This is a genomic window from Chloracidobacterium sp., assembly GCA_015075585.1.
In the GTDB taxonomy this organism is placed as follows: Bacteria; Acidobacteriota; Blastocatellia; order Pyrinomonadales; family Pyrinomonadaceae; genus OLB17.
The window spans coordinates 280,672-306,241 of sequence record JABTUB010000001.1; the positions used below are offsets into that span (position 1 = coordinate 280,672).

Genomic DNA, 25,570 nt, shown 5'->3' on the forward strand with positions numbered 1-25,570 from the left:
GATATGCGTATATTCGAATGCAGAGTGCTAACATTCGGCCTATGTGCCGGTATCAGCTTGCGTCGCCTGAAATTCCTGTTTACGGCGGCCGCTCTGTCGATTATCCTATTTACGACCGCTTTTGCTCAGGTCGCCCTACCGGCCGAGCATGGCAAACGCGAGGCCGATCTGATAGAACTCACAAAACTCAGTAAGTCGATCAAGCTCGATATCAAATATGCGACGGCGGAGAATTTCGTCGGGCGGCCTGTATATCCGGAAGCACGGGCATTCCTGCAGCGTCCGGCGGCCGAGGCGTTGCTGCGTGTGCACAAAAAGCTCAAGAAAATGGGCCGCGGCATCATTGTTTACGATGCGTACAGGCCATGGACGATAACGAAGCTTTTCTGGGAAACGGTTCGCGAAGATCAGAAGAAATTTGTAGCCGATCCCGCAAAAGGCTCGAAACACAATCGCGGGTGTGCTGTCGATATAAGCATCTACGACCGGAAAACCGGCAAAGCTATCCCAATGCCCTCGGGCTACGATGAATTCACCGAGCGCGCGTCACCGGACTATACAGGCGGCACCGAAGAGGAGAGAGCAAACCGCGAATTGCTTCGGCGGTTGATGGAGGCCGAAGGCTTTACGGTCAACCCGAGCGAGTGGTGGCACTTCGACTACAATACATGGCAGCAATACGCGATCTATGATATCGCATTCAGCGATGTCGGACGCTCGCACAACGGCCGTAAACACTGACCGTCGCGACAATCACATCTCGATGAACGGTCATTTTATCGAGATCGTCATCGAATATCGCGCCGAACGCGGCCCGCCCGCTTTCTTTCGTACATAGAAGAAATAATCGCCGTCTTGCGGCAATGTGAGCTTAAGAGTGCGTGAACTTTCGAATTCGGTCTCGACATCGGCCTCTTCGCTAAAAATGCGAAAATCAAAGGCGCTCGGCCTCGAATTCGTGACCGTAACCACTTGGCCGCCCTTTGCTCCAAAAACGTACTCTGCCTCTTGATCGCGGGAGAGTACGCCTGCCAATACCGTTGAGGTCCTGCCTTTTGCAAAATGGATGCGATTCGGCTCAGCCTTGCCGCCGTGCTGTGCCGATACGGATACGGCGAATGCGAACGCCAGAATGATCAACGAAAGTGTCTTGAACATCATCGTCAAATAGTTGCTCCCCGAGAGTATTTGTTAATATTAGGCGTTTGAAGGCACAAACAGCAACCATGAATATCATCACAAGGCCGGATGCTAACGAATACGCGCCGTATCACACGCAATATATCCGGCAAATTCACGAGGACGATGTATGGCCGGTACTGCAAGGCCAAGCGGAGGAACTAACGACCGTCTTTGCGGGTATGGCGGATGCAAAAGGAAATTATGCTTACGCACCCGAAAAGTGGACGATAAAAGAGGTGCTAGGCCATGTGAGTGACTGCGAACGCATCTTTGGCTACAGAATGCTTCGGATCGCGCGGGGCGACAGGACGCCTATCGAGGGTTTTGAACAAGATGATTACGTCAAAACCTCAAATGCCAATGCCCGGACGATCGGCAGCTTGCTTGAGGATATTGACCTCGCCCGCCGTGCAAATATAGCGATGCTTGCAGGCCTTGAAGACAGTGCTTTGACGCGGATCGGTACCGCAAGCTCCAAGAATGTATCAGTGCGTGCGCTTGCCTATATCGCAGCCGGGCACGTGCGGCACCATCTAGCGATACTCAAAGAGCGTTATCTCGCATAAATGCGGTTCGATGCGATCATAATAGGCGGCGGTGCGGCGGGTCTGTTCTGTGCCGTTACGGCAGGCAAACGCGGCCGCCGAGTACTCGTGATCGAACACAATAGCGAGCCCGGCCGCAAAATACTTATTTCGGGCGGCGGCCGCTGTAATTTCACGAATCGCAGCGTATCGCACGAGAACTACATCTCGGCGAACCCGCATTTTGTAAAGTCGGCGCTCAGCCGCTTTACGCCGAGCGATATCGTCAAACTCATCGACCGATACGGAATCGCGTTCGACGAGAAGAAGGCCGGCCAACTGTTCTGCCGCGGCAGTGCAAGGCAGGTCGTCGAAATGCTGCTTACCGAGTGCCGCGTTGCAAATGTTGCTGTCGAGACGGGCTGCAATGTCATCGGCGTTAAAAAGGATGCGGGCTTCACTGTTGAAACAAGCCGCGGAAAATTCAGCGCCGACAAGCTCGTTGTTGCCTGCGGCGGCCTTTCATTCCCAAAGGTCGGAGCGACAGACCTCGGTTATCGTATAGCCCGCCGGTTCGGTATCAAGATCGTCGAAACAAGGCCGTCGCTGGTCGCCTTGACGCTTGCGGATCGACGCTTCGCTCATCTCGCCGGCACGTCGTTAAACGCTTGTGTTACCCACAAGAAGGCCTCATTTTGTGATGATGTACTCTTTACGCATCGAGGGATGTCAGGCCCTGCGATATTACAGATATCCAATTATTTACCGCCGCGCGGCACGGCCAAGATCGATCTGCTGCCGGCCGGCTCGATCGACAATGCGTTCGTTGAGGCTCGCGGAAGCGGCCGTAAGGTAAGGACCATCCTTTCTGATCTGCTTCCGCAGCGTCTCGTCGATGCAATTGTGCCCGCAGTACTCGCAGACAAACGCGCCGCTGACGTTTCAAAAAGCGATCTTGAAACGCTCATCGGGTCGATCCATCATTTTGAAGCCGAGTTTGACGGAACCGAAGGCTATGATCGAGCCGAAGTAACTCTCGGCGGCGTCTCAACAGACGAACTTTCGTCGCAGACAATGGCGGCGAACAGCGTGAACGGCCTCTATTTTATAGGTGAAGTTGCGGACGTGACGGGATGGTTGGGCGGCTATAACTTTCAGTGGGCTTGGTCATCAGGATACGCGGCGGGAAATTCCCTCTAAAAAAAGCGAGGGAGACGTCTCCCACACCGCCTCCCTCTTTTTCCGCGACCACGTACGTGGAGCACGCTGTCAGCGAAAATTGATCGATTTTCAACCCCGAACCAAGGTATGAGTTTAACATAGGTGAAGAGAAAGTCAAGTACCTATTTCATCCAAATGGGTTATTTTTTATTTTTTTTCTTCACGAAAATCGGCAATATCAAGCCCAAATGTTTCTTTTACGTATTCTTCGGCCGCAGAGTTTACATTTTTGAGATGTTCGAGGCGGCGTGCAACCTTGCCGATATGCGAACGTGTACGATTAGCCATGTGATCGAGAAGATCTCGGCCCTCCGCGGATTCTGCCTCGACACGCTGCCTCAGCTCGAATAATTCGCTCTTTTCGATCGTTTCGCGCTCTCTGACCAAAGCCGCCATTCGCATTTTTATCTGTGATATCTGCCTTATCGCTCTGACAAGTTCATCACCGATGGTATCGCCGGGAACAAGATGCGGACTGAAACGCAGGTCCTCAGCCATTTGTTCCAGTTTTGCCTGATCGCCGCTTGAAAAAGCCTCGTTCAGCTCGGCCATAAGCATATGCCGCTTATCTTTTTCGGCCGCGTCGATCGCCAGATCCGGATGGATGGCTCTGGCAAGGTTGTGATAGGCCTTGCGTGCTTCGGCGGTTGGCTTCCATTCGCTCGCCCGTTTGGCGGCTTCTTCGGCACGTTTTGCTGATTCCTCGGCAAGGCGGCGGAGCTCCTCAGCCCGTTTTTTTATCTCAACGTCATCGGGAACCAGCTTGTATTCCTCCTCGGCGATCTGTGCTTCAAGGTCGTCGATCTCGGCGTATAGCCTGCCTACCGTCATCGTATAGCGGGCTTCGAACTGCTGTTGGATCGTCCGCAGTTCCGCCATCTCTTCTTCACGGTTCGTCAGGCGTTCGAGCAGACGGTCGCGAACACGCTGTTTTTTTGCCAGCTCGATCTCTTCGGGAAGATCCATATACAAGGAGCGGCGAACTCGTTGACAAGAGCCGCCGCATTACATTTGCAGTAAGTTAAGGGGAAAGTCAAAGGCTGAAATTGAAATTGACGTAGCCGTTGGCACGCACCGGTTGGCCGTCGCGCGTAAATGGCTTGAAACGCCATTTACGGATCGCATCCTCAGCGGCGCCTTGCAGCAATTCCGGGCCGGTCGTTTTCTCGACCGATGTGACCTTGCCGTGTTCGTCAACAGTAACTTGTACTGTAACCGTTCCGGTAGCCCGAACGGTACGCGCAATTGCGGGATATATCGGCTGAGCCTTTTCCGTCGCATAAGAGACCAATCGGCCGCCGACCTCGAGCGGCGTTGTCGGATCAATGGGCGGAGCGGCGGATCTAGGCTCCTCCTTCTTCGGTTCCGGTACATTCTTTACGGCAACGGTATTCTCGACCTTTGGCGGTGCGGTTTGCTGTACTTGGCGTTCGCGTACGGTTGCCGCCGGTTGTGAAGGGGCGGAAGCCACAACTGCTACGGGTGCCGCCGCGGGTTGAACAGCGGGGTTCGCAGGCAGTGTTTGGCCCGGAGTGCCCGCTGCTACAGCCGTGGTCCCGGGCATCGCATCGAGAATGACGCTGCGTGAATTGGCGAGGGCCTCCCGCGTATCAGACAGCTCGTCTTTCCAGCGTCTCGAATCGTAATCATCCCTGCCGAGAATACTTCGTGACGCCGCGGCCTCCTCCAGCATCGCCATTGCATCTTGCGAACGTGCGGGCGTCTTTGCGATCTCTTTGCCTTGAGTGATGACGAGCTCGAGCGTTTCACGCATACGATCAAGGTCGTTGAGTGCTTCGAGCGGCAGGGTCTTGTCGGTGATGCTAAGCCCAAGTGTACGATAACGCTCGGCGCGATCCTTAGCACCTTTAACGATCTGGCCTGCCGCGGCACGATAGTTCGCGGCCGCACCGGCCTTCGTGGTCTTTTGCTGATTATAAAGGTCGTTTAGCAGCTCCTGCGCACGTTTATAATCGCCCTGTTCTAGATAGCTGTTCATCAAAAGGACGTTTACAACAGATTGGACGGCAGGGTCGGCCGATTCGCGGCGGATATTCTCAAGCTCGTATATCGCTGCGTTGTAGTTGCGCACGACGATAAAGGCCTTGGCCTTTGAGATACGCTGGCGCATCATATCGCCCGAAGTTGCCGGCTGTGTGCTTTGTGCTGCTGCGGGTTCGGTGGTCTGTGCCGCCGTAAACCCTATTGAAACTATGAGAACCAATAAAACCGAAGAGCAAAACCTTCTGACATTTAACGGCATCTTCTCTCCTCCATCAAAGCGAGTTGGATCTTCCGTAAAAGGTCAAGCGAACAATGCATTGAAGGCTCACTTGTATGACCCGTAAAAAGCACGCTGATCATCAATACCGAACGCCGGCCCTGTTCATTTATTGAGCCGCAAGATCAATTGTTAAGGCTTTTGATGATCTTGTCGCGGTAATGGCGTGCGTCTTTTTTTATAGCACTTTCGTTTAACGTGAGCAAACGCCGATCGAGCATCACAAGGCGCCCGTTGATTATCACGGTGCGGACATCGGAGGCTTTTGTCGTGTAAACGAGAGCAGAGTAGATATTGAAATACGGCGTCTGATGCAGGCTGTCGAGATCAACGATGGCAATATCGCCGCGTTTGCCGAGTTCGATCGAGCCCGTGATATCGTCGATGTGAAGAGCGCGTGCTCCAAGGATGGTCGCCATCTCGAATGCCTTCTCGGCAGGGACGGCCTTCGGGTCGCCGGTGAATACCTTATGGAGCTTTGCGGCGGTGTCGATCTCTTCCCACATATCAAGATCGTTGTTCGACGCGGCACCGTCAGTGCCGAGGCCGACTGCGACATCCTTTGCCAGCATCGCGGGTATCGGTGCAACGCCGGACGCAAGCTTCATATTCGATTGAGGATTGTGAGCGACGCCGACACCCGCTGCCTTGAGGATGTCGATCTCGTCATCCGTAACCCATATCGAGTGTGCCGCAATGGTCCGTTTCGTAAGCAGGCCGATGCGGCTGAGGTATTTGACCGGCGTGTCGCCGTACTGTGCCTTAATGTCATCGCGCTCCTTCTTTGTTTCAGCGACGTGGATAACCACCGGGGCATCGAGCCGGTCGGACAACTGCCTGATCGCTTTTAAGTGTTCGGTCGATACCGTGTATGGCGCGTGCGGAGCGGCCGCAGGGATGATAAGCGGATCGTTCTGCCATCTTTTGATAAAACGCTCGGTATAGGCCATCGCTTCCGAATTGGTCTTATTGTCGGCGACGGGGAAGTCGATGATCGTCTCGCCAAGCACGCCGCGAACGCCCGCCTTCTTCGTCTCTTCTGCGATCGCATCCTCGAAGTAATACATATCGCAAAAGGTCGTTGTACCGCCGCGTATCATCTCCGCGAGGCCAAGCCGCGTGCCGGCACGCACGAACGGCTCATCGACATTTTTTGCCTCGGCGGGAAATATGTACTTTGTAAGCCATTCGTTAAGATCAAGGTCGTCCGCAATGCCGCGAAACAGCGACATCGGCACATGCGTGTGCGTATTGATAAGGCCGGGAATGACCGCCTTTCCGGCGGCGTTAAGGATACGCTTTGGGGCGACGCGGGATATGACATCGGCACGCTTTCCGACCATTATGATCCTGTCGCCTCTTATTGCGACGGCACCGTCATCGATCACTTCGCGTTTGCCGTTCATCGTAACGACAGTGCCGCCAACGATCAGCACATCGACGGGCGCCGGTGAAAGCGGCGCCGCCGGAACTGCGGGAAAAAATAGAAGGGCCAGAAAAAGCGATATGATGAGCGACTTTGTTTTCATTTGATCTTGGTTTGCCTAATTCTTTCTACCGAGTTTATACATTTTGCCAGTCTGTTATAGTTAACATTCCGTCATTGCCCAGTCCAGACCTGTTCAGCGGATAAAGATCAACTATTAAATGGTTGTAAATCAGCCATTCAGTGGATGATCTGCAGGGTTAACCTATTGATCCTATTGAATTATCCATCAAAAACGGTGTATACGAACTTACTTCAAAAATTTCGAGTCAAAGGCACGCGGAAGAAGATCGCTCATCTGCACCGTTTCGGATCTGCCGTGCAGGTTTGCCAAGATCACAGGCACATCGCCGCAGAATTCCCAAATTATCTGGCGGCAAACGCCGCAAGGCGGCGTTAGTTCTTCGGTATCGGCAACGACAGCAATGCGTTTGAAACGTTTTTCACCGTGCGAGATGCCCTTCCAGATAGCGACACGTTCGGCGCATACGGTCAGCCCGAAGCTGGCCGATTCGACGTTGCAGCCGGTAAAGGTCGTGCCGTCCTCAGCCTCGACGGCGGCGCCGACACGAAAGCCTGAAAAGGGCGCGTGAGCATTCTCCCTAACGGCCAACGCCTTATCGATAAGCTCCTTATTCTTATCCTCGCTCATTTATCGCCGCTCTCCTCATTCAATTTTCGATGCACCAGGCCGCATACGAGATCGACGCCGACGCCAAGCTGGCCGCCCTCCGGAATTATGATATCGGCGTAGCGTTTTGACGGTTCGACGAATTCGAAGTGCATCGGGCGGATCGTGCGTTCGTATTGTTCGAGTGTCCGCTCATATGTGCGGCCGCGCTCGACAAAGTCGCGTTTCAGCCGCCTCATCAGCCTGATATCATCCGGCGTATCAACAAAGATGCGCACATCAAGCAGGTCAAGTACACGCGGTTCTGTAAAGATCAGAATGCCTTCGACAAGGACGACGGGCCTCGGCTCGATCACTTCGATCTTGCTGCTTCGGGTATGCGTCTTAAAATCGTAGAGCGGCATCTCGACCGCCAGGCCTTGTTTCAGCCGCTGAAGATGGTTGACGAGCATATCGCTGTCGATCGAGTCGGGATGATCGAAGTTTGCCTGATGCCGTTCATCGAGCGGCATGTCAGAAAGGTTTCGGTAATACGAATCTTGTTCTACCAACACGACCTTGTCGGCGCCGATGCTGTCAACTATCGCACGAGCAATGGTCGTCTTGCCCGAACCGGTGCCGCCGCATATTCCAATGATCATAAGATGTTACCCGCCTTGCCGATGGTGCCGATGACGTGATCGAACGCAGGGCGCTCAGCTAATGCGGCCGATGATCCGCCGCAAGAGCTCCTTGAAAACGTCAGCAACCCTGTCGCCCGTTTCCATCACTTCGGCATGGTTGATAGCCTCGCCGCTCATTCCCGCGCCCAAATTCGTAATACACGAGATCCCAAGGATACGCATACCGATATGCCGCGCCGCGATCGCCTCGGGCACGGTTGACATTCCTACGGCGTCAGCACCCAACTGCCGGTACATTCGAATCTCGGCGGGTGTCTCGTACGTCGGGCCTGAAAGAGCGCAGTATATGCCGCGGTGAAGCAGGTCGATCCGCTCGGGATCGATGCCCTTCTCGAATCGCTCATGGGCTATCGCACGAGCCTCAGTGTCGGCAATTTCGGCGAATTCACGGTCATAGACCGCCGTCATATCAGGAAAGCGAGGCCCGAAACGGTCGTCGTTCGGCCCTCGAAGCGGATTGATGCCGAGGCAGTTCAAATGGTCGGTGATGAGCATAAGGCTGCCCGGCAGCATATCGCTGTTGAGGCTGCCCGCGGCGTTTGTAAGAATGAGGTTCTTGACGCCCATAACGCCGAACGCCCGTACAGGAAGCATCACCTGCTCCATCGCATAGCCTTCGTAATAATGGAAGCGACCCTGCTGGATGACGACATTTATGCCGCTGATCTTGCCAAGGACGAGTTGTCCCGCGTGGCCTTCGACGGTCGAGCGTGCAAATCCCGGTATCTCTTCGTACGGTATCTTTACCGCATCCTCGGCCTCATCGGCAAAAGCACCGAGACCGCTGCCGAGTACGATCGCGGTATTTATCTCATGCGGAAATCGCTGGCGAATATGATCGGCGGCTCTGGCGGCTTCTTCGTAGGACATAACGGGAATGAAAGATTACCACATCCAAATCAATTTTTGGAATAGTAGGTTCCGCTGCCTTGCAAAAGATGTTGCCTAACTTTCTTTTCTGTAAGGGATGCCGAGCGACTTCGGTGCCCGCGAGTGCCCGATAAAGCCCGCCAGCACGATTATCGTAAGTACATACGGGATCATCTGTATGAACTGCACCGGTATCTCTTCGCCGCCGATCTTGGCCCACGGTGCACCCTGGATCTGTATCGTCAGGGCCTCGGTAAAGCCGAAGAATAGGCATGCGAGAAGCACGGGAACAGGCCGCCACTTCGCAAGGATGAGAGCGGCCAGTGCGATAAAGCCGCGCCCTGCGGTCATATTTCGCGTAAAGAGTGACGATTGCCCGATCGAAAGATACGCGCCGCCGGCTCCGGCCAGTATGCCTGAGATCGTCACGGCGAGATAGCGAAGCCGTATCACATTGACGCCCGCCGAGTCCGCCGCCTGCGGATTTTCGCCCGAGGCGCGTATGCGCAGGCCGAACGGCGTTTTGTAGATCACATACCAAACGACGGGAACGAGAGCGAATACGATGATCGAGGCGATGGAAAGCTGATTGAAGTAATTCGGCAGTTGGTCCGCCTTGCTGATCTGCGGTGTCGAACCTGCCGAGTCGTAAACTGCACCGCTTATGAGTGCCGGTACACCGATCATAAGAAAATTGATCGCCATGCCCGCAACCACTTGATCAGCCTCGAACTTGATGCACGAGACGGCATAGACCAATGCCATCGCCGCGCCGGCTGTCATACCTGCGATAAAGCCGAGATACGGGTTGTGCGAGTGGTATGTAACGACCGCGGCCGTAAATGCGCCGGCAAGCATAAGGCCTTCGAGCGCAATGTTGATGACACCCGAACGCTCTGAGAACAGGCCGCCGAGCCCCGCAAAGATCAGCGGTGTCGCAAGCCTTATGGCCGAAAACAATAATGCGATCGAAAATAGCTCGCCCATTCCTTATTTCCTCGCAAATTTCTGAAGACAAGCGACGAATAAAATGATGATCGCTTGCAGCACCCAGCCGAGATCCTTTGAGACCTTTGCGGTAAAGGCATCGACAAATATCTCGCCGCGAAGCAGCACGCCGAAGAACAACGCCGCGACAAAAACACCAAGCGGATGATTGCGCCCGAGCAGAGCGACAGCTATCCCGAGAAAGCCCCATTCGGCTGAGAACCCGTCGTAATAGTTATGCCGTGTACCGAGCACCTCGCCTATGGCTACCATTCCGGCGAGAATGCCCGAGAAGGTCATTGCGACAATGATCTGTTTACGCGGGTCGATGCCGCCGTATTCGGCTGCCGAAGGATTCTGACCGACGGCACGCAGTTCGTAGCCCCACTTTGTCCGCCAAAGGAAGAGATACACAAAGACACACATCGCGATCGCAAGCAGGAATGCGACGTTCAGCGGCACGTCCTTTGGTATAAAAGGCAGGAACTCATTGAGCTGCGGGATATGCGCGGCATCGCCGATCGGTGCGGACTGCAAAATGGCATCGCCCGGAATCTTGTAATGATATTGCGTGAGATAGCTGACCAGAGCGATGGCAATGAAGTTCAGCATGATGGTGTTGATCACCTCATGCGAGCCGAACTTCGCCTTCAAATAGCCCGGTATCGCACCCCAAATGCCGCCGACGACGATAGCCGCCAATATACAGAGCGGCACAAGGATGTACCACGGCAGGCTCGCCCATGCCCAGCTTTGATCTTTGCCGGCGATATTAACGACCGTTCCGCCAAGCTTTATGCCGATCCACGCGGTCGCAAAGGCGGCAACATAAAGCTGTCCTTCGGCGCCAATATTCAACAAGCCGCATCGGAATGCGACGGCAACGGCAAGCCCTGTGAATATAAGCGGCGTTGCGTAATGCAACATCCACGCAAAGTCGCCGATCGAACCGAATGAGCTGGACAAAAGCCAGCTGTACGCAGCGATCGGGTCATCGCCGAGGATGAGGATCACGACCGCCCCGACGGCGAATGACGCAATAACGGCGATCAGCGGCCAGATTATCTCATTTACGATCTTCATCTACGTTGCCCGGCTGCCGGACAGATCCCTTACCAATAAAAGCTCAAATGTCGGTCGTATTACCTGCGATGTTTGCAGTTGGCGATTTCGTGAAGATAAATATACCGTCAAATGCCTGCCTTGTCATCTTGAAAACACGCTGAAAATAAAATTCCGAAAGATGACCGCGCGAGCCGCGCCTCACAAAAAGCAGCGCAGCGTTAGCATCCCTTTTCATTTTCCGGGAAATTGGTCCGCTTCGGCAGTCGGAATATTCTCCTGAGTATGCCGCGATCAGAGCCGCATTCCGATGGCCGTCGAAACTTCAGTTCGTACAAAAACTGACGCGGACGGGAAGAGAAGCGTGAAATTTTGTCGGACTCGACAGTCCGATGCTAAAAAGACTTGACAATAAGACACTCATATTTTATCATCAAATCAAGCTAAGTGATTAGCGTAAGCCCATTGAGGCTTTATTGGAGGTAAAATACAATGTTGATTACAAAATATGATCCTTTTCGTGAGTTTCGCGGACTTCAGCGTGATATGAGCCGTATGCTCGGCGACAAGTTCCTGAGCGGCATCGGCGAGGAGGCGTTCGGGACCGCGTGGAATCCGAAGATCGACATTTATGAAAATGCCGATTCGATGGTGCTCGAGGCCGAGCTGCCGGGAATGAAGCGCGACGATTTTGAGCTGTCATTCGAGGATAATGTCCTCACGCTCAAGGGTGAGCGGAAATTCGAAAAGAAGACCGAGGAAGAGAACTACCACCGCATCGAGCGTGCCTACGGCGAGTTCTCGCGTTCGTTCACGCTCCCGCACACTGTAACGGTCGAGGATGCTAAGGCGGAGTTCAGCAACGGAATGCTCAAAGTCACGCTCAAGAAGCGTGAAGAGACAAAGGCCCGCAAGATCGAGGTCACCGGCGGCGATGCCGATGTGAAGACGATCGAACAGGCCAAGTCAGCCGATGCCTGATCGCGGCGGCCGTCTTAGCCCATCCGTTTGGCGGCCCGCTAAAAAGAGCCACGAATGCGCGAGATCTGTTAATTCTTATTCGTGCATTCGTGGCCGCACTTTTGGAGTAGAATAAAGCAATGAGATTCGACAGATTCACCATACGCGGCCAAGAAGCGGTGCAGGAAGCCATAACGCTTGCCGAAAAAGCGCAGAATCAACAGGTCGAGCCTGAACATCTGCTTGCGGCGATGCTTCAGCAGGCCGAGGGCGTGGTCAAGCCCATTTTGGGTAAGATCGGCGCGAATACGCAGTCGATCGCGTCGGACACCGATGCGGCGATAAACAAGTTTCCGAAGGTTTCGGGCGGCCAGCAGTACTTCAGTTCGCGCACGAATACCATTTTTCAGGAAGCTCAGAAAGAAGCGGAGAAGATGCAGGACGAGTACATTTCGACCGAGCATCTGCTGCTTGCCATCGCGGATGAAAAAGAGGGTGACGCGGGCCGCATTCTGCGCTCGAACGGCATAAATCGCAGCGACCTCGAAAAAGTGATGACAGATATGCGCGGCGGTTCGCGCATTACGGATCAGAATGCGGAAGAAAACTTTCAGGCGCTCGAAAAATACGCGCAAGACCTTACCGAACGTGCCCGCAAAGGCAAGCTCGACCCTGTGATCGGCCGTGATGATGAGATCCGCCGGACGATACAGATACTTTCGCGCCGGACAAAGAACAATCCTGTGCTGATAGGTGAGCCCGGCGTCGGCAAGACCGCGATCGTCGAGGGCCTTGCGCAGCGGGTTGTTTCGGGCGACGTGCCGGAAACGCTGAAGAACAAACGCCTTGTCTCGCTTGACCTCGGCGCGATGCTCGCGGGTGCGAAGTACCGCGGTGAATTCGAGGATAGGTTAAAAGCCGTTCTCAAAGAGATCGAAAAGGCGGAAGGGCAGATAATCCTTTTTATTGACGAGCTGCATACGCTTGTCGGCGCGGGTGCGAGCGAAGGTGCGATAGATGCATCGAATATGCTGAAGCCCGCGCTTGCGCGCGGCACTCTGCGTGCTGTCGGTGCGACGACGCTCGGCGAATATCAAAAATATATCGAGAAGGATAAGGCTCTTGAGCGGCGCTTCCAGCAGGTTTATGTCGGCGAGCCTTCGGTTGAGGATACGATAGCGATACTTCGCGGGCTTAAAGAGCGTTACGAGGTGCATCACGGCGTACGCATCAAGGATGCGGCGATCGTTGCGGCCGCAACGCTCTCGAACCGCTACATTACGGATCGTTTCCTACCCGACAAGGCGATCGACCTGATCGACGAAGCGGCGTCACGTATCCGCATCGAGATAGACAGCCTGCCGCAGGAGATCGACGTGCTCGAACGCGAGATATTGCAGCTTGAGATCGAGAAACAGGCTCTCGGCCGCGAGACCGATGAAAAGAGCAAGGCTCGCCTTGACGACATCGAGAAACGCATCGCCGATCTGAACGAGCGTTCGGCGGCTATGAAGGCAAAGTGGCAGTCCGAGAAGGACGAGATCGAGAAGATGCGTACGGGCAAAGAGCAGCTCGAAGAGGCCAAGCTTGAGCTTGAACGTGCACGCCAAGCGGGCGACCTCAACAGGGCCGCCGAGCTTCAGTACGGTAAGATACCCGAGATCGAAAAGAGTCTTGAGGCCGAACAGACACGCCTTGCGGAGCTTCAGAAGGACGGCGTCTTCCTAAAGGAAGAGGTTGACGAAGAGGACGTTGCCGAGGTAGTGGCAAAATGGACCGGCGTTCCCGTGTCAAAAATGCTTGAGGGCGAAATGCAAAAGCTCATCAAGATGGAAGAGAATATGGGCCGCCGCGTCATCGGCCAGGACGAAGCTCTTGAGGCCGTTGCCAACGCGGTCCGCCGTGCCCGTGCGGGCCTGCAGGACCCTAATCGGCCCGTCGGCTCATTCATCTTTCTAGGCCCGACCGGCGTCGGTAAGACCGAAACGGCACGCGCGCTTGCAGAATTTCTGTTCGACGACGAACGCGCAATGGTGCGGCTCGATATGTCGGAGTATATGGAGAAACACGCGGTCGCCCGTATGATCGGTGCGCCTCCGGGATACATCGGATACGAAGAAGGAGGGCAGTTGACCGAGGCAGTACGGCGCAGGCCGTATTCGGTCGTGCTTTTCGACGAGATCGAAAAGGCCCATCCCGATGTGTTCAACGTCCTGTTGCAGATACTCGATGACGGACGCCTGACCGACAGCAAGGGCCGCGTGGTCGATTTTAAGAACACTGTGCTGATAATGACGTCGAATCTCGGTTCGCGTCAGATACAGGCGGCGGCCGAGAATCCGCTTGCCGACCGTGATGTGCGGCAGGAAGTGCTGCAGGTGCTTCGCGACCATTTCAAGCCGGAGTTCCTGAACCGGATCGACGACATTGTCGTATTCAAACAGCTCGGCAAGGAGCAGATCGCTGAGATCATCGACGTTCAGCTTGAGAAGCTGCGTAAGAATCTTGATGAGCGCGGCATCACCATAACGCTCGATGAAACGGCACGCGACCTTCTGATCAGCGAAGGCTACGATCCGGTTTATGGTGCGCGGCCGCTCAAGCGTGCGATACAGTCGCTTGTGCAAAATCCTTTGGCCGTCAAACTGCTCAACGGCGAGATCGTTTCGGGCCAGACGGTCACGGTTTCCGCAAAGGATGGTGCAATGGTATTCGCGCCCGCCGACACGGCGAGCACCGCGGCAAAGTAAGATCAATTTGGGCGTTTTGGCCGTGGCGGCTACAATTTAGATGTGTTCAAAAGGAAGAAGATGAGTGAAGAGGCAGTAGAATTTGACGAGTACGACGGCAAGATCCCTGTGATCGATAAACGCCGTTTCAATACAGATGGCGAAATGGTCGCAGATGCCGAGCCGGAAAAGCCGGCCGAGCCGCCGCGCTCGGCGGCCGAGAGTGCGCTCGAAGCCAAGCTAAAGGCTGAGATCGAGCGGCGCGAAGCGGCCGAGGCAAAGCTTGTCGGGGTTCAGGCAAAGTTCGAGGAGCTTAAGGCTTCGCTCGAACGCGACACCGCCGATATGCGCGACCGTATGAAGCGTTCGTTGGAGGCAAAGGCGGCTGAGGCTCAGTTCACTTTTCTGTCGTCACTCCTGCCGGTTCTCGACAACTTGAATCTTGCGATCGAATCGAGCCTGACCGATGCTTCGGTCGATCATTTGAGGGAAGGTGTTGTGGGTACGGCGCGTTCATTCGAACAGGCACTTGAATCGGTCGGCGTTGTTGCGATCGCCTCGGTCGGTATGAAATTCGACCCCGAACTGCATGAAGCACTGGATATGGCGCCGGCTGCGCCTGAAGATGACGGCAAAGTACTTACCGAATACCGACGCGGATACAAATTCGGCGACAGGCTGCTGCGTGCCGCCCGCGTTCAGGTCGGCAGAAGCAGCGGGGCTTCACAAGGCGAGTAGCGAGCGGCGCAGGCCATGCGTCGCCAGAGAGGATCATCCGATATGAAAACGATCATCGAGCCTTTTAAGGTGAAATCGACCGAGCCGATCAAACTTACGACGCGTGAGGAACGCGAGGCGTATCTTCGCAAGGCGAATTACAATCTGTTCCTGATCGAGGCTGAGAACGTTATCATCGACCTTTTGACCGACAGCGGTACGGGTGCGATGAGCAGCGATCAGTGGTCGGCGTTGATGCGCGGCGATGAGTCGTACGCGGGCAGCCGCAGCTTCTACCGGTTCGAAGCCGTGATACGGGACATTTTCGGTTTTGATCAGGTGATACCGACGCATCAGGGACGTGCGGCAGAGCGGATATTATTCGCAACGATGTGCAGGAAGGGAAGCATTGTCCCGAACAACACGCATTTTGATACGACGCGAGCCAACATCGAGTTCGTCGGTGCCGAAGCCGTCGATCTGCCGATAGCCGAAGCCTACGAGCCGGCGCTCGAGCATCCGTTCAAGGGCAATATGGATACCGAGGCTCTCCGGCGGCTTATCGAGCAGCACGGCCCCGAGCGAATTCCGCTCGTCATGCTCACGGTAACTAATAATTCCGGCGGCGGCCAGCCCGTTTCGATGGCAAATATCCGCGGCGTTAAGGAGATTTGCTCCGAATTCGGCATTCCGCTCTATCTCGATGCGTGCCGTTTTGCGGAGAATGCCTATTTCATCAAGCTGCGTGAAGAGGGCTTTGCCGACAGATCTATAAAAGAGATAGCTCACGAAATGTTCTCGTATGCCGACGGCTGCACGATGTCGGCAAAAAAGAACGGCCTCGCGAATATCGGCGGCTTCCTTTGCACGAGAGATCAGCGTCTTGCCAAGCAGGAGAAGGATCTGCTGATACTTACCGAAGGCTTTCCGACATACGGCGGCCTCGCGGGCCGCGACCTTGAAGCGATCGCGACCGGCCTCGAAGAAGTTGTTACCGAGAGCTATATGAGCTTTCGCTTTGCGTCGATACGGTATCTCGGCGACCATCTTTCCGAAGCGGGTGTGCCTATAATCCGTCCGCCGGGCGGGCATGCGATCTACATTGACGCTCACGCCATGCTGCCGCAGATACCGCAGCTCGAGTATCCGGGCCAGGCCCTTGCTGTCGAACTTTACCGTGAGGCAGGCATACGCTCATGCGAGATCGGCACCGTAATGCACGCCGAACGCGACCCCGAAACGGGTGCCGAAGTACCCGCACGGCTCGAACTTGTCCGCTTGGCAGTGCCGCACCGTTCGTACACGCAGAGCCATATCGACTATGTGATCGAGGCCATCCTGTTGGTGAATGAACGCCGCGCTCAGATCGGCGGCTACCGCATAACGAGCCAGCCGGAATTTCTGCGGCACTTTACGGCCGGCTTTGAGCCGGTTTCGAGACATACCGTCGGGGCCGGTTGATCTCGGCAATATCCAATATCAATGAAGAAACTGATCGAGTGCGTGCCCAATTTCAGCGAAGGCCGCGACATGAACGTGATCCGCCGGATCACTGATGAAATTCGTAGGATTTCAGGCGTAAAGCTGCTCGACGTCGATCCCGGGGCGACGACGAACCGGACCGTCGTCACGTTCGTCGGTGATCCCGAGGCTGTAGTCGAGGCGGCGTTCCATGCTGTCAAAATGGCGCAGGAATTGATCGACATGCGCGGTCATCAGGGCGATCATCCTCGTTTTGGCGCGACTGACGTTTGCCCGCTGGTGCCTGTTTCGGGGGTGACGATGGACGAGGTCGCCGACTACGCCCGCAGTCTTGGCCAACGCATCGGCGATGAACTCGGAATTCCGATCTATCTTTACGAGAATGCCGCGACCGAGGAGAAACGCCGCAACCTGGCAAACTGCCGCGATGGTGAGTACGAGGGACTGAAGGAGAAGATCGGCAGCCCTGATTGGAAACCTGATTTCGGCCCGGCAGAGTTTAACGAGAGTGTAGCCCGCTCGGGTGCGACGGCGGTCGGGGCGAGAGATTTCTTACTGGCGGTCAATTTCAACCTGAACACGACCTCGACTCGGCGGGCGAATGCGGTTGCGTTCGATGTTCGCGAAAAAGGACGGCCAAAGCGTGAAGGCAACCCGATCACCGGCAAGGTCGTCACTGACGAGCGCGGTGAAACCGTGATGCTGCCGGGAACGCTCAAGGGCACAAAAGCGATCGGCTGGCTGATCGATGAATACGGCATCGCGCAGGTGTCGATGAATATTACCAACCTTAGCGAGACGCCGCTCCACGTTGCCTTTGATGAGGTTGATGAAAAGGCTCGGGCACGCGGCCTTCGCGTCACGGGACTTGAGATCGTGGGCCTCGTGCCAAAGGCGGCGATCATGGACGCCGGACGTCATTATCTAAGAAAACAGCAACGTTCGCTCGGCGTGACTGATGCCGAGTTGATAAAGATCGCGGTCAAGTCTATGGGCCTCGACGACCTCAAGCCGTTCGTCGCGGACGAGAAGATAATCGAATATATGCTTGCAGCCGAAGGCAAAAAAGACAGCCTCGTTGATATGACCTGCCGCGGTTTTGCCGACGAGACCGCATCGGAATCCCCTGCGCCCGGCGGCGGCTCGATCTCGGCCTATTTGGGAGCGCTCGGGGCGTCGCTCGCGACGATGGTCGCCAACCTATCGGCGCATAAGGCCGGCTGGGACGACCGTTGGGAGGAATTCTCCGAGTGGGCAGTCAAAGGCCAGGCGATCAAGGACGACCTGCTCGCGCTCGTCGATGAGGACACCGATGCTTTCAACCGCGTAATGGCCGCCTTCGGCCTGCCCAAAACCACCGACGACGAAAAGGCCGCGCGGGCCGATGCGATCCAGGACGCTACCAAATTCGCGACCGAGGTGCCGTTTCGCACGATGCAGCGGACGATGGACTCTTTCGAGGTCATCCGGGCCATGGCCGAGCACGGCAACCCAAATTCTGTCTCAGACGCCGGCGTCGGCGCACTGTGCGCACGCGCGGCCGTCATGGGCGCTTACCTGAACGTCAAGATCAACGCCGCGGGCCTGAAGGACCGCGGGTATGCCGCCGACATTCTCGCCCGTGGTGCCGATATAGAGCGCCGTGCGGTCACAGCGGAATCAGAGATCCTGGCGATCGTCGAAAGCAAGATGAACGAGTGATTAGTTCGGCCTTGACCTAATACGGCATCAATTGTAAAGTTCTGTGTGTTCATACGTTCCGTGTTCCGGTAATACTCTTCTTGCCATTATCCATGGGGAGGACGGAACGTTTATGAGCAGGTATCTTCTTACCGTGTTCGCGGTAATTCTCGGCGCACTGGTCTGCGCAACGACGACGAACGGACAGTATCGGATCACCATTATCGATGATAAGGGCTCGCCCATAAAAGGGGCAAAGGTAACGGTAACATGCCCCGACGACTTAGAACGTAAAGGCGTGTCCGATGCCAACGGCGTTTTTCAATGGATCCCGAGTTACAAAGGCAACTGCGATGTGTCGATCCGCTCTCCGCAGATCGAGGACATCGATGCGCAGATCTTCGTGCGTGGCTCTGAAGCTGTGACGGTGACCGCGCGGCGGAAATCGAAGGCGGCTGCAAAGGGAACGAACTGCCCGCCCGAGAACAGGCTCCCCGGCGGTAAGTGCAACTCGACAAAGTCGTTACTATTGTTAGACAGAGAAAGTAGGCCAATTGCCGGGGCAGAAATTTTTTTGGACTGCGGGAATTTCGATACCCAAGGCTTTGCGGATCGACGGGGTCGTTTCTATTTCCAAACCCAGGGTAGCGACTCATGCACCGCCAGCATCCAGCACCCGGATTTTGATTCTGCCGAGCAGGAGATCGATCTAACTCGGGATCCGCGCGTCGAGATCTTTACCGTGACTCTCGACAGAGGACTGGCAAGAGGCTTTGTCGTGACCGTTCTCGATGAAGAATCGGGACGGCCCATTCAGGGGGTAGAGATCGCCGTAAGTTCGATGAATGACGCTTGGAGCGGTGCGACGGACGCGGCCGGCAAGGCTGAGCTGGGTTCATTGCTGGTTCCGGGCGGCTATAGCATTACGGCCAAACATCGCAACTACTATGACGCGTCCAGCCGTGTCGAGGTACCGAGAGGCGTAGGGCGAGTATTCTCGACGGGGCTGTCAATGCGTAAGAAGGAGCACATCAAGACCGTCCGTGTACTGGTGGTAGAGAGCGAAAGCGACAAACCTATTGGAGAGGCCGACGTGCGTTTGATCGGAGACTGGTTCTCGTCTTACTCGGGAACGACCGGCGGCGACGGAGTTGCGGGCATTCCGATCGATCGTGCCGGGCGGTTTCGCATAGAGGTCACCAGGGACAACTACTTTCCGGCCAACAGTGTGCTCACAGTGGCTCCGGGCGCAGCCGAGAGTGACCTGCAGGTTACTGTTCCGATGGCCAAGCGGCAAATAGATCCTGGCGGTTCACCCGTCAAGGTCAAGGTCCTCGGCCAACGTCTCGACGGCACGACGGTGGTCCTCGACGGCGCGGTGGTAACACCCGGCGAAGGCGATCCTGTCCTAACAGGGCAAGATGGCTGGGCGACCGTCCGCTTTCCGGGCTATGTCGGTGATAGTTCATCGATCAAGGTCACGAAAGCGGGTTACGATGACTCCTCACGGCCATTAACCGTTCCGCGCTTCAGCACGACTGTGACGGCGCCGGAGATCACGATCACGCTCAAGGAAAAGCTCACCGGCCTAAAGCTTCGAATCGAGGTCTCTGATAGAGATACGGGCAAAACCATCAGCGGAGCGACAGTAAACCTCGGCAAATTCGGCTCGGCCTCGACTGATTCGAGCGGGATGGCTGAATTCAACCTTCCTTTGGACCAACTTAGCGGGATAGCATCGATCACTGCCGTTGCCGCGGCCAATGGCTACACGGAAGCTAGAAGCTCTATCGCCGGAGACGTGCTTCTACCGAATGCCGAACCCCGCTATTACTCCATAGCGATACGAAGGAAATATTCCTCTGCAACACCGAACCCGTACGAGGTCGGCGCCGTTTGGAAACTCGTTCAGGGATATCCCCGAATGGGCGATGACCTTGCAAATCTAAATAAGTTGAACCCAAATAATGCGGCCTCACCCGGAACACTGAGCTTCGAGCATAAAGGCGGGATCGTTAGCACGTTTACGTTCGATACTCCGCCCGATGAACTGGTTTGGGGAGCGACGGTGAAACTTAGCATGTCCGGAACGAGCCTCACTCCCGCAGACGCGAACGAGGCGTCTATGGCCAGAATATCGGTCAATGATTCGATCACGGTCACGAGCAGCTTGGAAGGAAAGCTAAAGTCGGGGAAGTACCCTAACTCAAGTTTCGCGATTTTCCCGTTCATGCGTAATCAACCCCAGGACGGGACGTGGACGACATCGGATACGATTACGTTTGAATTCAAGCCGAGGTCGGGGGCGTCCTTTAATATTGAGTTTTGTGTAGCCTGGAGCAGAAGTTCCTGCTTCATCTACAGCTACGAGCCGGCTCCGCAGAAGTAGCTAGTATAAGTTGGGTCAGCAATAGGTCTAGCAAGCCGAAACTACGAAATGGTATCATTGGATTTGACCGGTAGTTGTAGTTATGGCAGACATAGACGCATACAAAGATAAATTCAGCGACAGTGGCCGACGGGTGCTTGAGACGGCACTCGGCGAATCGAAGAAACGTGATCAGAATTACGTGTCGATCGAGCATGTGCTGCATGCATTGGCCTTTGAGGAGGATGACCTGTTCTCGGCGACGATGCGCGACCTTTCGGTCGATCCGCGTTCGGTCAAGATGCTGATCGAGAAGCGCCTTGAGAACGGCCGTCAGCACTCGGGTACGGGTTTTCGCATTGCACCCGAGACGACCGAGCTGTTCAAACGCGCGATGGATCGCGCCCGTTCGCAGAGCCGCCGTGTCATCGACGGCAGCGATATCTTCTATGTGTTGTCAAATGATGACCGGAGCGTGCTGAACGAGATATTGCAAAATCTCGGCGTGTCATCGGACGAGGTTGCCACCGTCGCCCGCGCGCGCATCAACAGCCGCCAAAAGGAGGAAGAAAGGGTACGGCAGAAATACGAGCTGCCGTCCTTCCTTCGGCATTTCGGCATTTCGATGAACAAGCTTGCGCGGCAGGACAAGATCCCGCCGACGATCGGGCGTGAGAACGAGATACGCCAGATGATCGAGATATTATCGCACCGCGAGCGCTCGAACTCACCAATGCTTGTCGGTGAACCGGGCGTCGGAAAGACGGCGGTCGTCGAAGGCCTGGCTCGGCTGATCGAGCTTGAACCGGAAAAGGTCCCTGCCAGATTGCAGGATGCCCATATCGTCCAGCTTCAGATGGGCGGCCTGGTCGCCGGCACGATGCTCCGCGGTATGTTCGAGGAGCGCATCAAGGGCATCATCGACGAGGTCAAAGAAAAGGAGAACATAATACTCTTCATCGATGAGGCGCACACGATCATCGGGGCCGGTGCCGCAATGGGAACCACAAGCGATGCGGCGAATATGTTCAAGTCGGCGCTCGCACGCGGGGAACTCCGCATCATCGGAGCAACGACGCTGACGGAATACAAGGAATTCATCGGCGAGGACGAGGCCCTTTCGAGGCGTTTTCGGCTTGTAAAGGTAAAAGAGCCGACAATAGACGAAACCCGGCAGATATTGATGGGCCTCAAACCGAGGCTCGAACGCAACTATTCGGTGACGATATCTGAGGAGGCTATCGACACGGCGCTTGAGATGTCGCCGAAATACATACGCAACTTGCACCTTCCCGACAAGGCCATCGGCTGGCTCGACACTGCATCGGTCAAGGTCGAGATCGGCGAAACGTCAGAGATGGTCGTCCGTCCCGAACACATAATCGATGTGATCAGCCAAGAGTCGCATATCCCAAAGGATATGATCTACCGCGATACGTCCGATCGCTTTTCGTCGATGGAAGACGATCTCGGGCGGCGTGTCATCGGGCAAAAGGATGCTGTTCGCGCCGTTGCCGAACGTCTCAGGCTCAATAAAGGGCCGCTCAAAGAGAATCATTATGCCCCGGACGGCGTGTTGCTGTTCCTCGGGCCGACGGGCGTCGGTAAGACCGAGCTTGCAAAGGCCGTTGCGGAATTCATGTTCGGCGATGAACACAAGATGATCCGCATCGATATGAGCGAATACGGCGACGGAACCGTAGGCATCGAAAAGCTCATCGGCATGCCTCGCGGCATCGTCGGCTCTGAGCGCGGCGGCATTTTGACCGAGCAGCTTCGCGACGATCCTTACACCGTGCTGCTGCTTGACGAGGTCGAGAAGGCGTCGCCGTATCTGATGAACATCTTTCTGCAGGCGTTTGACGAGGGTTGGATAACCGACGGACGCGGCAAGAAGGTCTATCTGTCGGACGCGATCGTCATAATGACATCGAATTTGGGCAGCGATAACTTCAAGCGTTTTGAGAAGCCGCTCGGCTTTGGTATGAAGTCGCTCGGCGATATCAAGGCAATTCACGGCGATGTGATGAAGGCGGCGGAAAAGCGCTTTACGCCCGAGTTCCGCAACCGCATTGATGAGATCGTCGTCTTTTCGCCGCTTACGATGGACGAGGTGCGCGAGATAGCAAAGCTCTATCTGCGAAAGATACAAAAGATAATGGAGCACCAAGGCAAATTCGTAGAAGTTACCGAGGCCGCACTCGACCTTCTTACCGAAAAAGGATATTCGCCGTCGTACGGTGCCCGCTTCCTCAAACGGCACATCGATCAGAAGGTGAAACTTCCCATAACAAATGATTGGAAGCTTGCCGTTAAGTTCGTCGTCGATGCAGTTGACGGCGAGATCGTAGTGCGGTCGGGTGAAGTTTTTAGCTTGAACTAGGCCGCCGGGAACAATTTTAGGCATCTAAGGCTTTGGTGAAAGCAATACGCCAAGGCCTTTTGTTTTTTTATGATGAGAACGGCGGTATTTTTAGCAGTACTTTTGGCGGTGTCGGTATCGGCATCCTTCGGGCAGGAAACGAAACTCAAGATCATTGAACAGCCTCGCCCCGAGCTTCCCGCACGCCATTCGACCCTCGATGTCCAGGGTACGGTCGGCCTGCGGGTGGAGTTTCGCGAAGACGGCACTATCGGCGAGGTCAGTGTTGTCAAGCACCTCACGAATGAGCTGGATCAACTGGCAATGAAGGCTGTTCAGCGCATAAAGTTCGAACCTGAACGACGCGACGGCAAAGCCGTTGCCATCACGCGAACGCTTGAATACACGTACAGTTGGAATGGCGGCTGGCGCGAGATCGAACGCGAACAGGATGAGAAAGCCGGCGATCCCGCAAAGGCGGAGGAGATCATAAAACGTGCCGTAGCCGCGCTCGGCGGAGACAGCTATCTAAAGGTAACGTCGCAGATCGGCCGAGGACGTTTCAGCCTTATACGCGAAGGTACTGTCGCATCATTTCAGTCATTCGTCGATATCATTGTCTTTCCTAATAAGGAACTTACGGAATTCAAAGGAGCCGGAATGCACACCGTTCAAGCGAACAGCGGCGATACCGGCTGGGTGTTCGATGCCGACGAGAAGCTGATAAAACAGCAGAACGCTGTCCAATTAGCGAACTTCAAATTCGGAATAAGGACGAACCTGGACACGCTGCTTCGCGGATATTGGCGCGGTGAAGGCGAAGTGCGTTACACAGGCCGGCGGCGGGCAAGCCTCGGCAAACGCAACGACGTTGTGCGGCTTATCTACAAGGACGGCCTAATTGTTGAGTTCGAGTTCGCGGCCGATGACGCACTGCCGCAGAAGGTATCTTACAAACGCCTGACAGCGGACGGCGAAGAGATCGCCGAAGAGGACCGCTATGCACAGTTCGTCGATATCGGCGGTGTAAAAGTGCCGTTCATTATCGATCGCTTCACCGACGGCAAACAGTCCTCACGCATCAATTACGAATCGGTCGAATTCAATAGAACGATCCCCGATTCCGTATTCGCAATGCCAAAGGATGCAAAGGCCGTGAAGAAGCAGATCGCTCTCTAGTATTCCACTAATATTTTAATGAGTGAGCGAAGATACATCTCGTCGGAGTGCCCTCAAGCCTTCAAAGATGAGCAGCGTAAGGTACAATATCATCACAATGCAGAATAGGATCGAAGTTTTTGAACAAATGCTGGCGGCTGACCCGTCGAACACGATGGTTATGTTCGGCCTTGCCAAGGAATACGAAAAGCTTGGCGAAGATGCAAAGGTCATCGGCCTGTTGGAGCGGTATTTTTCGAGTGCGGACGATCAGGGTAATGCATACGGCGTACTCGCCAGGGCGTATTTCCGCGCGGGCGACACTGCAAAAGCGCGCGCGGCGTACGAGGATGGGATCAAGGCCGCTTTAGCACACGGCCATCCGTCAATGGCAGAAGAATATCAAATGGCGATCGAGGATGACCTCGGCGGCTGATACGGCAAGCCACGGCCGGTTAGGTTCGAAGTAAGATCATTCGTGTCGATCACTGACACTCGATGACGCTTGCCTTTTTTATCCTTACCGGTTTGTCAGGTGTTTCGCCGGTAACAGGTGCTTTATTTATTGCATCGACGACATCCATGCCCTTGGTTACGCGGCCGAACGCTGCGAAAGTGCCATCAAGATGCGGGGCGGCCTCGACCAAAATAAAGAAGTTCGCCGTTGCCGAGTTCGGCTCATCGCTGCGGGCCAGCGAGACGATGCCGCGCTCGTGCTTGATCTTGCTCGGTTCGTCCGGAACTTTTCGGTTGGCTCGTTTACCGTACTTTTCGATCCCGGCATCTCGCGTCCAAAGATTGCCTCCCTGTATCACAAAATCAGGCACGACGCGGCTGAATGTCGTTGTGTCAAAAAGCCCTAACGCCGTAAGATTCAAGAAATTACGCACTGATTCGGGGGCACTTTCGGGAAACAGCTCGATCTCGATCAGGCCTGCTTCGGTGTCGAGTTGAACGCACTTCGATGCCATTGTCGCAGCATCGGCCTTGTCAAAAGGCTCTGCCGGAGCTTCGGCCGCGGGCCGAACATTCGTCTTTTGCTGCGGCGTCGGCTTTGGAACAGCGTTCTGCGAAAACCCTTGTGCCGCGGCCAACGTAATAAACATCATCGAGAATAATACACGCATTAACATCGCTTTCATTTTGATGTATTCTCGAACTAAACCGTTGATAAGTAAAGCATCTTC

General features: G+C 55.2%; 22 protein-coding genes. 12 read left to right on the plus strand and 10 right to left on the minus strand.

The features are described from left to right. Positions 1-3: 3 nt before the first annotated feature. Positions 4-741, plus strand: coding sequence for a M15 family metallopeptidase (locus tag HS105_01270; protein ID MBE7515233.1), 738 nt, complete (start codon positions 4-6; stop codon positions 739-741). Between the two features lie 30 nt (positions 742-771). On the opposite strand, the gene HS105_01275 is transcribed toward HS105_01270, so the two are convergent. Further along, positions 772-1,161, minus strand: a complete 390-nt coding sequence (locus HS105_01275) for a hypothetical protein (GenBank protein ID MBE7515234.1) — start codon at positions 1,159-1,161, stop codon at positions 772-774. A 65-nt stretch (positions 1,162-1,226) separates the two neighbouring features. Between HS105_01275 and HS105_01280 the strand changes: the two genes are divergently transcribed. Beyond that, positions 1,227-1,748, plus strand: coding sequence for a DinB family protein (locus HS105_01280; protein MBE7515235.1), 522 nt, complete (start codon positions 1,227-1,229; stop codon positions 1,746-1,748). Further along, positions 1,749-2,906: an NAD(P)/FAD-dependent oxidoreductase gene (locus HS105_01285; GenBank protein ID MBE7515236.1), complete on the plus strand. Its 1,158-nt coding sequence runs from the start codon at positions 1,749-1,751 to the stop codon at positions 2,904-2,906. Between the two features lie 168 nt (positions 2,907-3,074). Here HS105_01285 and HS105_01290 read toward each other — a convergent pair whose 3' ends face one another. The 8 genes from HS105_01290 to HS105_01325 form a co-directional block, all read right to left on the minus strand. Continuing rightward, positions 3,075-3,893, minus strand: coding sequence for a hypothetical protein (locus HS105_01290; protein ID MBE7515237.1), 819 nt, complete (start codon positions 3,891-3,893; stop codon positions 3,075-3,077). A gap of 67 nt (positions 3,894-3,960) precedes the next feature. Continuing rightward, a complete protein-coding gene (locus tag HS105_01295) occupies positions 3,961-5,190 on the minus strand; it encodes a TonB family protein (GenBank protein ID MBE7515238.1) in 1,230 nt (409 codons plus the stop codon). A gap of 143 nt (positions 5,191-5,333) precedes the next feature. Then, on the minus strand, positions 5,334-6,737 hold the full coding sequence (locus tag HS105_01300) for an amidohydrolase (protein MBE7515239.1): 1,404 nt from the start codon (positions 6,735-6,737) through the stop codon (positions 5,334-5,336). Positions 6,738-6,944: 207 nt separating this feature from the next. Then, positions 6,945-7,346 carry a cytidine deaminase gene (locus HS105_01305; protein ID MBE7515240.1) on the minus strand — a complete coding sequence of 134 codons (402 nt, stop codon included), beginning with the start codon at positions 7,344-7,346 and terminating at the stop codon, positions 6,945-6,947. Next, positions 7,343-7,966, minus strand: a complete 624-nt coding sequence (gene udk, locus HS105_01310) for a uridine kinase (GenBank protein ID MBE7515241.1) — start codon at positions 7,964-7,966, stop codon at positions 7,343-7,345. The genes HS105_01305 and udk overlap by 4 nt, the downstream gene beginning before the upstream one ends. 54 nt (positions 7,967-8,020) lie before the next feature. Further along, the gene (locus HS105_01315) at positions 8,021-8,878 is read right to left on the minus strand and encodes a purine-nucleoside phosphorylase (protein ID MBE7515242.1); all 858 of its coding nucleotides are present in this window, start codon (positions 8,876-8,878) and stop codon (positions 8,021-8,023) included. A gap of 75 nt (positions 8,879-8,953) precedes the next feature. Continuing rightward, a complete protein-coding gene (locus tag HS105_01320) occupies positions 8,954-9,865 on the minus strand; it encodes an ABC transporter permease (protein MBE7515243.1) in 912 nt (303 codons plus the stop codon). A gap of 3 nt (positions 9,866-9,868) precedes the next feature. After that, the gene (locus HS105_01325) at positions 9,869-10,948 is read right to left on the minus strand and encodes an ABC transporter permease (GenBank protein MBE7515244.1); all 1,080 of its coding nucleotides are present in this window, start codon (positions 10,946-10,948) and stop codon (positions 9,869-9,871) included. A 471-nt stretch (positions 10,949-11,419) separates the two neighbouring features. On the opposite strand from HS105_01325, the gene HS105_01330 reads away from it, so the two are divergent. The 9 genes from HS105_01330 to HS105_01370 all read left to right on the plus strand — a co-directional run bounded on the left by HS105_01330 (position 11,420) and on the right by HS105_01370 (position 24,819). Next, entirely contained in the window at positions 11,420-11,908 is a 489-nt protein-coding gene (locus tag HS105_01330; protein ID MBE7515245.1) for an Hsp20/alpha crystallin family protein, read from the plus strand. 119 nt (positions 11,909-12,027) lie between these two features. Continuing rightward, complete coding sequence (gene clpB / locus HS105_01335) at positions 12,028-14,637, plus strand: ATP-dependent chaperone ClpB (protein ID MBE7515246.1); 2,610 nt, start codon at positions 12,028-12,030, stop codon at positions 14,635-14,637. A 60-nt stretch (positions 14,638-14,697) separates the two neighbouring features. Then, on the plus strand, positions 14,698-15,354 hold the full coding sequence (gene grpE, locus HS105_01340) for a nucleotide exchange factor GrpE (protein MBE7515247.1): 657 nt from the start codon (positions 14,698-14,700) through the stop codon (positions 15,352-15,354). 42 nt (positions 15,355-15,396) lie between these two features. Next, complete coding sequence (locus tag HS105_01345; protein ID MBE7515248.1) at positions 15,397-16,794, plus strand: tryptophanase; 1,398 nt, start codon at positions 15,397-15,399, stop codon at positions 16,792-16,794. Between the two features lie 21 nt (positions 16,795-16,815). Beyond that, the gene (gene ftcD, locus HS105_01350; GenBank protein MBE7515249.1) at positions 16,816-18,516 is read left to right on the plus strand and encodes a glutamate formimidoyltransferase; all 1,701 of its coding nucleotides are present in this window, start codon (positions 16,816-16,818) and stop codon (positions 18,514-18,516) included. Between the two features lie 112 nt (positions 18,517-18,628). Continuing rightward, entirely contained in the window at positions 18,629-20,884 is a 2,256-nt protein-coding gene (locus HS105_01355) for a hypothetical protein (protein MBE7515250.1), read from the plus strand. 82 nt (positions 20,885-20,966) lie between these two features. Continuing rightward, positions 20,967-23,246: an ATP-dependent Clp protease ATP-binding subunit gene (locus HS105_01360; protein ID MBE7515251.1), complete on the plus strand. Its 2,280-nt coding sequence runs from the start codon at positions 20,967-20,969 to the stop codon at positions 23,244-23,246. Positions 23,247-23,315: 69 nt separating this feature from the next. Further along, positions 23,316-24,404, plus strand: coding sequence for a TonB family protein (locus HS105_01365; protein ID MBE7515252.1), 1,089 nt, complete (start codon positions 23,316-23,318; stop codon positions 24,402-24,404). A gap of 67 nt (positions 24,405-24,471) precedes the next feature. Continuing rightward, positions 24,472-24,819 carry a hypothetical protein gene (locus HS105_01370; protein MBE7515253.1) on the plus strand — a complete coding sequence of 116 codons (348 nt, stop codon included), beginning with the start codon at positions 24,472-24,474 and terminating at the stop codon, positions 24,817-24,819. Between the two features lie 49 nt (positions 24,820-24,868). On the opposite strand, the gene HS105_01375 is transcribed toward HS105_01370, so the two are convergent. Next, on the minus strand, positions 24,869-25,525 hold the full coding sequence (locus tag HS105_01375) for a peptidylprolyl isomerase (protein ID MBE7515254.1): 657 nt from the start codon (positions 25,523-25,525) through the stop codon (positions 24,869-24,871). Positions 25,526-25,570 lie beyond the last annotated feature (45 nt).

What these genes read in the sequence shown, in the direction of transcription:
- udk (MBE7515241.1), bottom strand. Translation starts at nt 7,966, where the DNA reads ATGATCATTGGAATATGCGGCGGCACCGGTTCGGGCAAGACGACCATT.
- HS105_01300 (MBE7515239.1), bottom strand. Translation starts at nt 6,737, where the DNA reads ATGAAAACAAAGTCGCTCATCATATCGCTTTTTCTGGCCCTTCTATTT.
- HS105_01285 (MBE7515236.1), top strand. Translation starts at nt 1,749, where the DNA reads ATGCGGTTCGATGCGATCATAATAGGCGGCGGTGCGGCGGGTCTGTTC.
- HS105_01370 (MBE7515253.1), top strand. Translation starts at nt 24,472, where the DNA reads ATGAGCAGCGTAAGGTACAATATCATCACAATGCAGAATAGGATCGAA.
- HS105_01315 (MBE7515242.1), bottom strand. Translation starts at nt 8,878, where the DNA reads ATGTCCTACGAAGAAGCCGCCAGAGCCGCCGATCATATTCGCCAGCGA.
- HS105_01355 (MBE7515250.1), top strand. Translation starts at nt 18,629, where the DNA reads ATGAGCAGGTATCTTCTTACCGTGTTCGCGGTAATTCTCGGCGCACTG.
- HS105_01375 (MBE7515254.1), bottom strand. Translation starts at nt 25,525, where the DNA reads ATGAAAGCGATGTTAATGCGTGTATTATTCTCGATGATGTTTATTACG.
- HS105_01305 (MBE7515240.1), bottom strand. Translation starts at nt 7,346, where the DNA reads ATGAGCGAGGATAAGAATAAGGAGCTTATCGATAAGGCGTTGGCCGTT.
- HS105_01290 (MBE7515237.1), bottom strand. Translation starts at nt 3,893, where the DNA reads ATGGATCTTCCCGAAGAGATCGAGCTGGCAAAAAAACAGCGTGTTCGC.
- HS105_01325 (MBE7515244.1), bottom strand. Translation starts at nt 10,948, where the DNA reads ATGAAGATCGTAAATGAGATAATCTGGCCGCTGATCGCCGTTATTGCG.
- HS105_01330 (MBE7515245.1), top strand. Translation starts at nt 11,420, where the DNA reads ATGTTGATTACAAAATATGATCCTTTTCGTGAGTTTCGCGGACTTCAG.
- HS105_01320 (MBE7515243.1), bottom strand. Translation starts at nt 9,865, where the DNA reads ATGGGCGAGCTATTTTCGATCGCATTATTGTTTTCGGCCATAAGGCTT.
- HS105_01275 (MBE7515234.1), bottom strand. Translation starts at nt 1,161, where the DNA reads ATGATGTTCAAGACACTTTCGTTGATCATTCTGGCGTTCGCATTCGCC.
- HS105_01360 (MBE7515251.1), top strand. Translation starts at nt 20,967, where the DNA reads ATGGCAGACATAGACGCATACAAAGATAAATTCAGCGACAGTGGCCGA.
- HS105_01345 (MBE7515248.1), top strand. Translation starts at nt 15,397, where the DNA reads ATGAAAACGATCATCGAGCCTTTTAAGGTGAAATCGACCGAGCCGATC.
- HS105_01295 (MBE7515238.1), bottom strand. Translation starts at nt 5,190, where the DNA reads ATGCCGTTAAATGTCAGAAGGTTTTGCTCTTCGGTTTTATTGGTTCTC.
- HS105_01280 (MBE7515235.1), top strand. Translation starts at nt 1,227, where the DNA reads ATGAATATCATCACAAGGCCGGATGCTAACGAATACGCGCCGTATCAC.
- HS105_01365 (MBE7515252.1), top strand. Translation starts at nt 23,316, where the DNA reads ATGATGAGAACGGCGGTATTTTTAGCAGTACTTTTGGCGGTGTCGGTA.
- HS105_01270 (MBE7515233.1), top strand. Translation starts at nt 4, where the DNA reads ATGCGTATATTCGAATGCAGAGTGCTAACATTCGGCCTATGTGCCGGT.
- grpE (MBE7515247.1), top strand. Translation starts at nt 14,698, where the DNA reads ATGAGTGAAGAGGCAGTAGAATTTGACGAGTACGACGGCAAGATCCCT.
- clpB (MBE7515246.1), top strand. Translation starts at nt 12,028, where the DNA reads ATGAGATTCGACAGATTCACCATACGCGGCCAAGAAGCGGTGCAGGAA.
- ftcD (MBE7515249.1), top strand. Translation starts at nt 16,816, where the DNA reads ATGAAGAAACTGATCGAGTGCGTGCCCAATTTCAGCGAAGGCCGCGAC.